Raw genomic sequence first — 12,551 nt, forward strand, 5'->3', positions numbered from 1 at the left:
GCTAGCCGGGACTGAAACGATTAAATTTTGATGACGCAAGTCAGCTTTGCATATTTGCGACAGGTCAAGACCAGTTCAAAACTGACCTTTTGCTTCCCCTTCAAGAGGGCCGTGGCCGGTCGTCACCATCATCGATTACCCGCCAGGCAGCCCCGTCCATATCGTCATATTGCCCTGATCGAACCGACCAGAGGAAAGCGAAAAGCCCGAGCGCGCCCAGAAACAGCGCGACGGGAATGAGATAGATCAGCATGTTCATGCCAGTTGTGCCCCCTCGCCCGCAAATCCTGTTTTTACGTCGCTCCGGGGACGGATGGTTTCCGCCGCACCGGCAAGGCGCAACGCATTGGCAACGACGATCAGTGAAGATGTCGACATCGCAATGGCCGCAATCATCGGCGTCGCATAACCGGCAATCGCAATCGGCACGGCGATGATATTATAGCCGATGGCAAGCGCGAAGTTCTGCCGGATAAGCCTTCCGGCCCGCTGAGATGTCTCGATCGCAAAAGGCACGGCATCGAGATCCTCCTGCATGAACACGAAATCGGCGGCCTGACGGCCAATATCGGCGCCGGTGGCGGGCGCCATGGAAACATGTGCAGCGGCAAGCGCCGGCGCATCGTTGATACCGTCTCCCACCATCAGCACCCTGCGCCCCTCACCGGCAAGTTCGGCGCAGCGCGCCGCCTTGTCCTTCGGCGACAGGTCCGCACGCCAGTTGCCGATCCCCAGCCGCTGCGCCATGGCGCTGACGGCGGCGGCCCGGTCACCCGAAACGATTTCCTGCATCAGGCCCCGCACTGAGAGATTACGCAAAGCCGCAACCGCACCCGCGCGCGGATTATCCTCGAAACCGAAGCTTGCCAGTTGATGGCCATCGAGCGACAGCACCACTTCCGACCGCGCATCGCCATTGTCGGTCCGTGCCTCATCCGGGCAGGCGAAACGGCGATTGCCGAGCCGGTAAATACCGGCTTCCGTCTCGGCCTCGACACCCGAGCCCGGAATTTCCCGCACCGCGTCATAGATCGGCAAGGCACCGTTATAGGCGGCATGCAGGGCTTTCGAGAGAGGATGACGCGAATGAGCGGCAAGTCCCGCCGCAATTGCCATGGTGGCCGGCTTCACATCCCCTGTCTCGACCAGTCTCGGTTTACCGACGGTCAGCGTGCCGGTCTTGTCGAACAGCACGGTGTCGATTTCGGCCAGCCGCTCCATGGCCGAGCCTTCCTTGACCATGATGCCGTGCCGAAAAAGCCGTCCAGCGGCCACCACCTGCACGACGGGAACGGCAAGGCCGAGCGCACAGGGGCAGGTGATGATGAGAACCGCAATGGCAATCAGCATCGCCTGTTTCCAGTCCCCGCCAAAAACGCCCCAGCCGATAAACGTTACCAGCGCGAGAAGATGCACCACGGGTGAATAATAGCTTGCGGCGCGGTCGGCGATACGGCGGTAACGCGCCCGCCCGCCTTCGGCCGCCTCCATCAACCCGATCACTTCCGACAGGAAGGAATCCCTTGCCGAGGCGGTCACCCGGGCGGTGAGCGAACCGGTGAGGTTGAGCGTACCGGCCTGCAGGCTGTCGCCTGCCGCAACGCGACGCGGCGCGCTTTCACCATTGACGATGGACATGTCGAGATCGCTGCTGCCGGAGACGACAATCGCATCCACCGCCACACGATCACCTGCCGCAATCGCAATCGACATTCCGGGTTGGACATCGGCAAGCTGGCGGTATTCCCGCGTTCCATCCTCCCCGATGACGGTCGCGCCGCGCGGCGACAGCCGGGCCAGTCCGGCAATGGCCGAACGCGCCTTGTCGCGCATGATATGGTCCAGCGTACGGCCGATCAGCAGGAAGAACAGCAGCGATACGGTCGCATCGAACCAGGCATGCTCACCGTGATGGATCGTTTCCCACAGTGAAACGGCATAAGAGAGCGTGATGGCAAGCGCGATCGGCACATCCATATTGGTACGGCCGTGTTTCAGCGCGTTCCAGGCAGATTGATAGAAGAAACGCCCGCCATAGATCAGCGCCGGCGCGGCAATCATCGCCGAAATCCAGTGGAACATGTCGCGCGTCGCCGCATCCGCCCCCGACCAGACGGAGACGGACAGAAGCATGATATTGGCGGAGGCAAAACCGCACAGCGCCACCGCCCTGATCAGCTGCGAGCGCAACGCGTCCGAAGCATCCTGCCCGCTGGCGAAAAGATGTGTGCGATATCCCGTCGACAGGATTGCACGGGCAATCTCGGCGGGATCAGTCCTGACGCCATTGACCTCTTCCTTCCAGACGACCGCCACACGTTTGGACGACAGGTTCACCCGCGCCCGTTCCACCTGTGGCAAACGGTTAAGCGCAGTCTCGATGGTTGTGATGCAGGCGCCGCAATAAACATCCGGCACGCTGAGATCGGTCTGGCGCAGCCCCTGCCCCAGATCGCGGCTCGCCAGCAGCAATTCCTCCGACGATGGTGGATTGACCGGCTCGCCGAGTTGAAGCGAGCCTTCCGTTCCCGGTGCGCAGCAGCTCATTGACGTCCCCTGATAACGGCAATCCGCGTGCCCTCATGCACGATGATCCGGCCGTCCTTGACGGCAGTAACCTCGACGATCCATTGCCCCGGCAGCATGTCATGTGCGCCGGTAAAGACGCCGGTGGTGGCCGGGGTCAGTTCCATGTCGAAATTCTGGCTTTCACCCACGGGCCGGCGAAAATGCGCCGTCACCGTATCCGTATCGATCGGACCTTTATCCGGATGGAAAACCTCGTAACGTACGGTCTTCTCATCCACCACGAGCCTGCCCTTGATGCCGGTTGCGGCCCGTGCCTTGGCGGCTTCCGCCTTGGCATTGAACTGCTGACTGGCAACATAGGTGTTGGGCACGACGAGCCCGCTCCAGCTGTGGACCGCATTCCAGGCCATGATCATGTTGACGGTGATGATGGTGCCGAAGAACGTCACCATGACGCCGAGCATGTGCCAGCCGGTGAAAACGAAGCCGGATGTCTGGCGATTGTTGACTGTCATTTTTTCACTCCCGGAGCATTAAAGACCGCATCGTAACGGGCCGTTTCGTGGCCGGCCGTATCGCTGACGATGAATTCGAAGTTTTCCGCCGCCCGCGCGATATCCTTGCCCGGCAGGGTGACGAAGACCTTCAGCGTCGTCGCCTCATCCGGTTCCACCGTCACCTCGAAGGCGCGCGCGGCCGTATCCGGCATGCCGTTTATCTTCATCACCGCATTCGGAAGGCCTTCTATCGTCAGGTTCATTATGCGCGGCTGCGGCACCATGTTGAGAATGCGCACGGTATAGCCGTTACGGATCGAACCGTTCGATTCCAGCACATATTGCGGATTACGGTCGTGCAGGACATTGAGCGCCAGCCGCTCGCGCGTCACCAGCGCAAACAGCATGCCGATGCCAACGGCAGCCCAGATGGCGGTATAAAGCAGCGTGCGCGGCCGGAAGATGATGCGCCAGTTGAAGTGGCGGACACGCTTGCTGAAACTGCCGTCCTCCTCACGCACATTGGCGGGGCGGATGGCGTATTCGCCATTGCCGGTCGCCAGCGCCATGTTGGACTGATATTCGGACAGCGTCGCATAGGCGATCAGCCCGCGCGGCTTGCCGATCTTGTCCATCACCCCGTCACAGGCATCGATGCAGAGCGCGCAGGTGATGCATTCCAGCTGCTGCCCGTCCCTGATGTCGATGCCCATGGGACAGACCGCGACACAGGCATTGCAATCGACGCAGTCGCCGATGCTCTCCCCAGCTGCCGCAGCCTTCTTGGCGTGCCGCGAGCGCGGTTCGCCGCGCCAGTCATTATAGGTAACGACAAGCGAATTCTCATCCAGCATCGCCGCCTGGATGCGCGGCCAGGGACACATGTAGGTGCAAACCTGTTCCCGCATCAGCCCGCCGAAGACATAGGTGGTGGCGGTCAGCGTGGCGACGGTCGAGTAGGCGATCATCGGCGCCTGCCCGGTCATGAACTGCATCGCCAGCGTCGGCGCATCGGCGAAATAGAAAATCCAGGCGCCGCCGGTCAGAACGCCGATCACCAGCCAGATCGCATGTTTCAGCACCCGCTTGCGCAATTTGCCAAATGTGAAGGGCGCCGCGTCCAGTTTCATGCGGGCGTTCCTGTCGCCCTCGATCGCCCGTTCGACCACCAGAAACAGGTCGACCCAGACGGTCTGCGGACAGGTGTAACCGCACCATGCACGCCCGACGGCTGATGTGACGAGAAACAGCCCCAGCCCCGCCATGACCAGCAGGCCGGCAACAAAAAAGAACTCCTGCGGCCAGATTTCGATGAAGAAGAAATAAAAGCGCCGGTTGGCGATATCGATCAATACCGCCTGATCGGGCGCATAGGGACCGCGGTCCCAGCGCAGGAACGGCGTCAGATAATAGATGCCGAGCGTCACCAGCATCACCAGCCATTTGAACCGCCGGAACCTGCCCTCGGCGCGCTTCGGAAAAATCTTCTTGCGCGCTTCGTAAAGCGGTTTGCGCGTTTTTGCGGAATTGACGGCTTCCGCCTCCAGCCTTTCGACGGGCTGCTGCGGGCGATCCTGTCCGGCGCGATAGATGTTCATGATAGGAGTCCATTTTTATCTCCTTGCTTTCTCCCATCTCAGCAGGGAAACATCCTTGACTTACATCAAGTGACGACAAAGTGGCGCAGGGAGGGACCGCGCCGCAGAGGGAGGACGAGATGCCTGTCATGCAGTCGAGAATCATTCACCTGTCAGTCGAAAAGCCGTGGGCACAGGTCTATGGTTTCGCCTCCGACCCGCAGAACATGCCGCGCTGGGCGGCAGGTCTGGGCGGCGGGCTGAAGCCGGATGGCAACGAATGGATCGCCGATGGCGGGCCGCTTGGCGAGGTGCGTGTCAATTTCGCGCCCGCCAACGAATTCGGCGTCATAGATCATGTCGTCACATTGCCGGACGGCCTGAAGGTCTATAACGCGCTTCGGGTAACGCCGAATGGCAGCGGCGCGGAAGTAAGCTTCACGCTGCTTCGGCTTGACGGCATGACGGACGAGGAGTTCGAGCAGGATGCGAGCGCAATCACGGCCGATCTCGAAACGCTGAAATCGCTGCTTGAAGCGGATTGATGGAGTAAATGATGACAGAAAATGCCAATGACCGGCGCATCGACTATGTCGAATTCAACGTCGCCGACATCGAACGCAGCAAGGAATTTTACGGCGGCGCATTCGGCTGGACCTTCAAGGATTACGGTCCGCAATATTGCGAGTTTTCCGATGGCCGGCTGACCGGCGGTTTCACCACCACGGCGCCGGTTTCGGCCAGGGGCGGACCGCTCGTCATTCTCTACGCCGCCGATATCGAGGACGTGCAGCGGCGTGTCGAAGCCGCCGGCGGACAGATCAGCGTCGCGCTATTCGAGTTTCCGGGCGGACGGCGTTTTCACTTCACCGATCCGGACGGATATGAACTGGCCGTCTGGTCGAAAAGCTGATCGGCAGGAGCTCGCCATGACTTTGACAACACCGCCTTTTTCGTTGGTCGGTATCGATCATATCGTCTTCATCGTCGACGACATGACGCGGGCGCTCGATTTTTACCGGAACGTGCTGGGATGCAGGGATGGTTACTCTTACCCTGCTCTCGGGATGGAACAAGTCTGGTGCGGAAATGCCCTGATCGTGCTGTGGGATGTCACGCACCCCGGTGGCACAAAGGCCGCTCCGCCCGTCTCCGGAGGTCGTAATGTCGATCACATCTGCATAGCGACCGGTCCCCTGAACCATGATGCGCTTCGCACCCATCTGGCGAAATTTAACGTCATGATAGAACAGGAAGCCTTTCACGGCGGCGCGAGAGGGATGGGACATTCGTTCTATTTCCGTGATCCCTTCGGCAACAAGATCGAGCTGAAGGGACCGGCCGAATATCCGGATGGACGGTCGGAAAGCGCCTGATCTGAACAATAAAAAAGGGCGCCTCCCCGGCGCCCTTCCTTACATTCTACTTGCCTCATTCGCCCCCACCAAGCGAATGCACGAAGATCGCCAGCTGCTTGACGGTCGTGTCACCGAGACGCTCACCCCAGGCGGGCATGACGCCGTGCTTGGGCGAACGGATCTGCGAAACGATGCCTTCCTCCCCATGCGACTTCAGCCAGATCGCGTCGGCCAGATTGGGTGCGCCGAATTCGCGATTACCCTTGGCGTCTTCCCCGTGGCACGAGGCGCAATTGTCGGCAAAGAGCTGCTTGCCGGGTTCCACCAGCGCCGGGTTGGAAGGCGTGCCGGTAAGGCTGACGACATAGGCCGCGACCTCGCGGATTTCGTTCAACTGGAGGATGTCGCCGAAGGCCGGCATTTCCGAAGCGCGCGTATCAGGATCATCCGCAAAACGAATGCCGTGCTTCACCGTCGTGTAGATATCGTCGGCACTGCCGCCCCACATCCAGTCATCGTCATTGAGGTTGGGATAACCCTGCCCGCCTTCCGCGCCCGAACCGTGACACTGAATGCAATTGACCTTGAAAGCGGCTGCACCGCCGGAAAGGGCAAACTGCATCAGGGTAGGGTCCGCCTGAATTTCGGCGAGCGAAGAATTGGCGATTCTGTCGACATAGACGCTCTGCGCCTGTTTCGCATCGGCAATTTCGGCGGCGATTTCGCCGCGGCTGCTCCAGCCGAGCAGCCCTTTTGTTGCGCCTGATATCAGCGGGTAAGCCGGATAGGCGATGGTATAACCGATGGCCCAGAGGATCGTGAAATAAAAGGTCCAGACCCACCAGCGCGGCATGGGATTGTTCAGCTCGCGGATACCGTCCCATTCGTGGCCGGTGGTTTCGACGCCGCTGATGTCATCAATGTGTTTTTCGGACATATCCTAGTCCTCCTTGAGCGGAATGCTGGCGGCATCGTCCGCGGCCTTCTTGGAGCCGGGGCGAAGGGTAAAAACGACGACGCCGGCGAAGAACAGGGTCATGGCAAGCAGGCCCCAGCTGTCGGCGAAGTGGCGCATGGCCGTATAGGTTTCCATCGTTTCGCCTCCTCACCGGTATCCGGCGGCATCGTCATAGGTCGAGAAATCGACCAGCGTGCCGAGCATCTGCAGATAGGCGACCAGAGCATCCATTTCGGTAAGCTTGGCCGGATCGCCGTCGAAATCGCCGACCTTCGCCTTCGGGTAACGCGCCAGAAGTTCCGACGAATCCGCATTCGGATCGGCCTGGGCGACAAGATCAGCCGCGGACTTCTCGATCATCTCATCGCTATAGGGCACACCAACGGCGCGGTTGGCCTTCAGCTCCATCGAGATGTCGGTGATCTTCAGCGGTGTCGTCTTGAGGAACGCGTAAGACGGCATGATCGATTCCGGCACCACGGAGCGCGGATCGGCCAGATGCTGCACATGCCATTCGTTCGAATAACGATCACCGACGCGCGCGAGGTCCGGCCCCGTGCGCTTCGAGCCCCACTGGAACGGATGGTCGTACATGGATTCCGCCGCCAGGCTGTAATGCCCGTAACGCTCCACCTCGTCGCGGAACGGCCGGATCATCTGGCTGTGGCAGACGTAACATCCCTCGCGGATGTAGATGTTGCGCCCGGCCAGTTCCAGCGGCGTGTAGGGTCGCATGCCCTCCACCTTCTCGATGGTGTTTTCGAGATAAAAGAGCGGTGCGATTTCCACGATACCGCCGATGGAGACGACCAGCAGGGAGCCGACCAGAAGCAGCGTGGCGTTGCGTTCGATGACGCCGTGTTTGTCAAGTATGGACATCGGCCTCTCCTTATTCAGCAGGCTGCAGCGAAGGAGCCGCGTCCTTGCGGGCGCCCTCCTCGCGTTGATGACCGAGGATGGTCATCGTGACGTTGTAGGCCATGATCAGCGCGCCGCTGAGGAACATCAGGCCACCCAGTGCACGCATCACGTAATAGGGGAACAAGGCCGCGACCGATTCCGCGAAGGAATAGACGAGGAAGCCCTGGCTATCATATTCGCGCCACATCAGAGCTTGCTGGATACCGGCCACCCACATGACGGCGGCGTAAACGACGATACCGAGCGTGGCGAGCCAGAAGTGCCAGTTGACCAGTTGCAGGCTGTAGAGACGGTCCCTGCCCCAGAGTTTCGGCGTCAGGTAATAGATCGCGCCGAAGGTGATCATGCCGTTCCAGCCAAGCGCGCCGGAATGAACGTGGCCGATTGTCCAGTCGGTATAGTGGCTGAGCGAGTTGACGGCCTTGATCGACATCATCGGACCTTCGAAGGTCGCCATGCCGTAGAAGGCCACGGCCATCACCATCATGCGCACGACGGGATCGGTGCGGATCTTGTCCCATGCGCCCGAAAGCGTCATCAGGCCGTTGATCATGCCGCCCCACGAGGGCATCCACAGCATCACCGAGAACACCATGCCGAGCGTCTGCGCCCAGTCGGGCAGCGCGGTATAGTGCAGGTGATGCGGACCGGCCCAGATATACATGAAGATCAGCGCCCAGAAGTGGATGATCGACAGGCGGTAGGAATAGACCGGGCGGTTCACCTGCTTCGGAATGAAATAATACATCATGCCGAGGAAGCCGGCCGTCAGGAAGAAGCCGACGGCGTTATGGCCGTACCACCATTGCGTCAGCGCATCCTGCACGCCGGAGAACGCCGAATAGCTCTTGACGCCCAGGAACGACACGGGCACCGCCAGATTATTGACGATGTGCAACATGGCGATGGTGACGATGAAGCCGAGATAGAACCAGTTCGCCACATAGATATGTGGCTCCTTGCGCATGAAGATCGTGCCGAGGAAGGTCACGAGATAGGCGACCCAGACGATGGTCAGCCAGATATCGACATACCATTCCGGCTCCGCATATTCGCGGCCCTGGGTGATGCCCAGCAGGTAGCCGGTGGCGGCCATGATGATGAAGAGGTTATAACCCCAGAATACGAACCAGCCGAGATTGCCGCCGAACAGGCGCGCCCGACAGGTTCTCTGCACCACGTAAAAGGACGTGGCGATCAGCGCATTTCCGCCGAAAGCGAAGATCACCGCCGAGGTGTGCAGCGGCCGCATGCGGCCGAAATTGAAATAGGGTGCGATGTTGAGATCGGGAAAGGCAAGCTGAAGCGCCACCACGACCCCAACCAGAAAACCGACGACACCCCAGAACACGGTGGCGATGACGCCGTATTTCACCACCTCGTCGAAATATTCCGACTTGCGGCGGGCGAGCGCGGCCGGATCGACAGGCGCGAAGGAGACACGGCGCAACAGAAGCACCGTGCTGACCAGCAGTGTAAAGAACAGCACCCACATATGGGCGGCGAAAAGACTGTCATGGGCAAAAGCTGCCCCAAGCAACGCGAGAAAGGCCCCAAGGGCCACGATCGCGGTTTCTAACGTGTAATTCATTGTTGGTTTCCCCCAACGTGCAAGCCGACCGACGAAAGGCAGGTTGTGCGCCTGGGAGAGCGGAAACGCGCCTTTGCGTCGGTTGGAGCATTGCCACCGGCAGGGCAACGCCACCTTGATCCAGATCAAGAAAGCAAAGCTGTCGCAGCCCCGGTAAAACAGGGCACGGCTTTACGAGGGGAATTTGCGTAAAAACAAAAGCGCGCGGTGATGGCGATCCTGCTTTTGCAGGTGTCGCGTCAGCCCTTCATCTTGAGGGGCAGTCCGGCGGCGACGAAAAATACGTCGTCGGCAATGGCCGCGATACGCTGGTGCAGCCGGCCGGCATGATCGCGGAATTCACGCGCCATGCGATTTTCAGGCACGATGCCAAGACCGACTTCGTTGGAGACGAGAATCAGTTTCGCTTTTGCCGACCCCACCGCCGCCGCCAGAACGTCGAAGGCGGCCTCGATATCGGCATTTTCCATCATCAGATTGGTGAGCCACAATGTCAGGCAGTCGATGAGGATGACATTCTCCGGCCGGTCGAGGCGCGCGAGCACCGAAACTATGTCGACCGGCGCTTCATGGGTCGTCCACTCGCCGCCACGCCGCGCCTGATGATGGCCAATGCGGTCACGCATCTCCTCATCCCATGGCCTGCCGGTGGCCAGATAATGCAGGCTTCCGCCGGCATTTACCGCAAGCTCTTCCGCAAAACGCGACTTGCCGGAGCGCGCGCCGCCAAGAATGAAAACGGAGCGGTTTTTATCTGTCATCGGAAACCTGAATGAGGAAAATGAAACGGACCGGCGTCTTTGCGATGTCGCAAGCCAGAAACAGGCGGCCATGAAGGGAACGATTCGTAGAAAAAGGCGTCCCCCGGTTGTTCATGCCGGACTGCCGCTGATACCGGACCGGAGAGACAAAACCTGCCTGCGGGATGCGGGACATATCAGCCTTGGCAACTCCGGATACCGGAAACACCGGTCCTCATGAAAGGCTAGGTGCGAATGGCTGTTCTGTCAATCGGCCGGGGATAGTGCCGGGAATTTACACGGAACCGGTACGCAAAACCTCACCCGGAACCGGCAGACCTTCCGTCCGCGAAGCGATTGATAAAGCCATAGGGTTACCGGAAGGTTAGCGAAACCGCGCCATGACGAAGCTGCAACGCGGCCGCAGAATATTCGGACGAAGGGGCGGCCGCCATTGCCTTGCCATGACCTTCAAATCAATATGCTTTCGAAGATTCGCAAACAGCAAGGTGACCCGCCCGTGATGACCGTCATGGACTATATATCGATCGTCATTTTCGTCGTGCTGTGGGCTGCCTATACCCATATCACGACGGGATCGCGGCTGTTTTCGCGCGCCAGCCTCAACCAGGCCATGGCCGAACGCCGGCGTGACTGGATCATGAATTCGCTCAAACGCGACCTGAAGATGATCGACACCCAGATCATGGCCGGCCTACAGAACGGCACGGCCTTCTTCGCCTCAACCTCCATCTTTGCCATCGGCGGCTGTTTTGCCCTGCTGGGCGCCACCGAACAGGTGGAATCGGTGTTTCGCGACATGCCTTTCGTGCATTATTCCGGACGCACGGCTTTCGAGCTGAAGGTCATCGGGCTGACCTGTCTGTTCGGTTATTCCTTCTTCAAATTCGGCTGGTCTTACCGCCTGTTCAACTATTGCACGATCCTGTTCGGCGCCATTCCGATGGTCCATGATGCGAGTTCCGACCGCGAGGCGGCCGAGCGCGCCGCCGAAAACGTCATAAAGATGAACATCATCGCTGCTAAGAATTTCAATGACGGCCTGCGGACGATCTTTCTGTCCATCGGTTATCTCGGCTGGTTCATCAGCCCCTATGTCTTCATCGCCAGCACCGTCATCATTATCGTGGCGCTCTTGCGCCGGCAGTTCTTTTCCGAGGCGCGTCGCGCCATCATGGAAGACAGCAGGCCTTGAAATAGCCGCACTTCAAGGGCCAAGCCCGAATGAATACCGGTCTCGTGAAAAGCGGAAAACATGGATAAAAACGCAGCCATCACCGAAACCAGCCGCAGGGGCCGCATAGGCGGTCTTGATACCCTGCGCGGGCTGGCGCTTCTCGCCATGGCATCCTACCACTTCACGTGGAACCTGGAATATTTCGGTTATCTCGAACCCGGCACGGCAACCACAGGCCTGTGGAAGCTTTACGCCCGCGGCATCGCCACTTCATTCCTGTTTCTGGCCGGTTTCAGCCTGTTTCTCGCCCATGGCAAAGGCCTGAACTGGCCGTCCTTCGGCAAGCGTTTCGCCATGGTGGCAGGTTCGGCGCTGCTGATTACCGCCGCCACCTATTTCGCCTTTCCCGACAGTTTCATCTTCTTCGGCATCCTGCATAATATCGCCGCCGCAAGCCTCGTCGGGCTGCTGTTACTGCGCGCACCAGCGCTGGTGACGCTGCTTTTCGCGGTGATCGCCTTCGCGTTGCCGCAATATCTGCAATCCGATCTCTTTAATGCGAAATGGCTGGCCTGGATCGGCTTTTCCACCATGCCGCCCCGTTCCAACGACTATGTGCCGTTGCTGCCCTGGCTCGCCCCGTTCCTCGCCGGACTTGGCGTTTCGCAATTTGTCACCCCTCGCGGCTGGCTGGATCGCTTTCGCAACCCCAGCTCACCACGCAATCTGGTTGCCAGCGCCGGCCGGCACAGCCTGGCTTTCTACCTCATTCATCAGCCGGTACTGATCGGCCTCGTTTATGTCCTGTCGGTCGTGGCACCGCCTCCTCCCGTGGATCAGGTGGAGCTTTACAAATCCAGCTGCGAAAAAAGCTGTGTCGAACAGGCGAACGGGGTGGAACTATGCCAACGTTTCTGCGGCTGCACGCTGGAAAAACTGCAGGCGGAAAGCCTGTTTGACATCATGATGGAAGGCAAGCTCAGCGCCGATCAGCAGACGAAGGTCAGCGAACTGGCACAGCAGTGTACGGTTGAGGCGCAGTAAGGGGAACCATCAGGTATTGCCGCCGCTTTGCCGGACTTCCGATAAGGGCGGCGACATTGCCCGTTGTTTCTTCTCCCCGCCGGGGAGAAGGTGGCCCGAAGGGTCGGATGAGGGGAAAACGTTGCCGGATTTCGGAGA

General features: G+C 59.8%; 14 protein-coding genes. 5 read left to right on the top strand and 9 right to left on the bottom strand.

What is annotated here, in order from left to right; genetic code table 11:
* Nucleotides 1-100: 100 nt before the first annotated feature.
* Genes ccoS through ccoG form a run of 4 tightly spaced genes read right to left on the bottom strand, consistent with a single transcriptional unit; the run spans nucleotide 101 to nucleotide 4,624 of the window.
* Nucleotides 101-259: a cbb3-type cytochrome oxidase assembly protein CcoS gene (ccoS, locus tag EXN68_RS04535; protein WP_035223387.1), complete on the bottom strand. Its 159-nt coding sequence runs from the start codon at nucleotides 257-259 to the stop codon at nucleotides 101-103.
* Complete coding sequence (locus tag EXN68_RS04540; RefSeq protein WP_142839788.1) at nucleotides 256-2,547, bottom strand: cation-translocating P-type ATPase; 2,292 nt, start codon at nucleotides 2,545-2,547, stop codon at nucleotides 256-258. The genes ccoS and EXN68_RS04540 overlap by 4 nt, the downstream gene beginning before the upstream one ends.
* Nucleotides 2,544-3,044 (bottom strand): FixH family protein, encoded by a 501-nt coding sequence (locus EXN68_RS04545; protein WP_142839789.1) that lies wholly within the window; start codon nucleotides 3,042-3,044, stop codon nucleotides 2,544-2,546. Before EXN68_RS04545 ends, EXN68_RS04540 begins: the two co-directional genes overlap by 4 nt.
* Nucleotides 3,041-4,624, bottom strand: coding sequence for a cytochrome c oxidase accessory protein CcoG (gene ccoG, locus EXN68_RS04550; protein WP_142839790.1), 1,584 nt, complete (start codon nucleotides 4,622-4,624; stop codon nucleotides 3,041-3,043). Before ccoG ends, EXN68_RS04545 begins: the two co-directional genes overlap by 4 nt.
* Nucleotides 4,625-4,743: 119 nt before the next feature.
* On the opposite strand from ccoG, the gene EXN68_RS04555 reads away from it, so the two are divergent.
* From EXN68_RS04555 to EXN68_RS04565, 3 genes are read left to right on the top strand one after another with little or no spacing between them, the layout of a single operon-like run.
* Nucleotides 4,744-5,148, top strand: a complete 405-nt coding sequence (locus EXN68_RS04555; protein ID WP_142839791.1) for an SRPBCC family protein — start codon at nucleotides 4,744-4,746, stop codon at nucleotides 5,146-5,148.
* Nucleotides 5,149-5,159: 11 nt separating this feature from the next.
* On the top strand, nucleotides 5,160-5,516 hold the full coding sequence (locus EXN68_RS04560; RefSeq protein ID WP_142839792.1) for a VOC family protein: 357 nt from the start codon (nucleotides 5,160-5,162) through the stop codon (nucleotides 5,514-5,516).
* 16 nt (nucleotides 5,517-5,532) lie between these two features.
* Entirely contained in the window at nucleotides 5,533-5,979 is a 447-nt protein-coding gene (locus EXN68_RS04565; RefSeq protein ID WP_142839793.1) for a VOC family protein, read from the top strand.
* 55 nt (nucleotides 5,980-6,034) lie between these two features.
* Here the strand turns inward: EXN68_RS04565 and ccoP are convergent, their stop codons facing one another.
* From ccoP to cobU, 5 genes are all read right to left on the bottom strand, one after another.
* Complete coding sequence (ccoP, locus tag EXN68_RS04570; protein ID WP_142839794.1) at nucleotides 6,035-6,898, bottom strand: cytochrome-c oxidase, cbb3-type subunit III; 864 nt, start codon at nucleotides 6,896-6,898, stop codon at nucleotides 6,035-6,037.
* 3 nt (nucleotides 6,899-6,901) lie between these two features.
* Nucleotides 6,902-7,054 (bottom strand): CcoQ/FixQ family Cbb3-type cytochrome c oxidase assembly chaperone, encoded by a 153-nt coding sequence (locus EXN68_RS04575; RefSeq protein WP_003502810.1) that lies wholly within the window; start codon nucleotides 7,052-7,054, stop codon nucleotides 6,902-6,904.
* A gap of 12 nt (nucleotides 7,055-7,066) precedes the next feature.
* Nucleotides 7,067-7,798 carry a cytochrome-c oxidase, cbb3-type subunit II gene (gene ccoO, locus EXN68_RS04580; RefSeq protein ID WP_137003548.1) on the bottom strand — a complete coding sequence of 244 codons (732 nt, stop codon included), beginning with the start codon at nucleotides 7,796-7,798 and terminating at the stop codon, nucleotides 7,067-7,069.
* Between the two features lie 10 nt (nucleotides 7,799-7,808).
* A complete protein-coding gene (ccoN, locus tag EXN68_RS04585; protein ID WP_052818410.1) occupies nucleotides 7,809-9,431 on the bottom strand; it encodes a cytochrome-c oxidase, cbb3-type subunit I in 1,623 nt (540 codons plus the stop codon).
* Between the two features lie 239 nt (nucleotides 9,432-9,670).
* Complete coding sequence (gene cobU / locus EXN68_RS04590; protein WP_142839795.1) at nucleotides 9,671-10,192, bottom strand: bifunctional adenosylcobinamide kinase/adenosylcobinamide-phosphate guanylyltransferase; 522 nt, start codon at nucleotides 10,190-10,192, stop codon at nucleotides 9,671-9,673.
* A 502-nt stretch (nucleotides 10,193-10,694) separates the two neighbouring features.
* Between cobU and EXN68_RS04600 the strand changes: the two genes are divergently transcribed.
* On the top strand, nucleotides 10,695-11,387 hold the full coding sequence (locus EXN68_RS04600; protein ID WP_142839970.1) for a DUF599 domain-containing protein: 693 nt from the start codon (nucleotides 10,695-10,697) through the stop codon (nucleotides 11,385-11,387).
* Nucleotides 11,388-11,447: 60 nt separating this feature from the next.
* Nucleotides 11,448-12,413: a heparan-alpha-glucosaminide N-acetyltransferase gene (locus EXN68_RS04605; protein ID WP_142839796.1), complete on the top strand. Its 966-nt coding sequence runs from the start codon at nucleotides 11,448-11,450 to the stop codon at nucleotides 12,411-12,413.
* Nucleotides 12,414-12,551: the final 138 nt, after the last annotated feature.

This window comes from Martinezella rhizogenes (genome assembly GCF_007002745.1).
In the GTDB taxonomy this organism is placed as follows: Bacteria; Pseudomonadota; Alphaproteobacteria; order Rhizobiales; family Rhizobiaceae; genus Agrobacterium; species Agrobacterium cucumeris.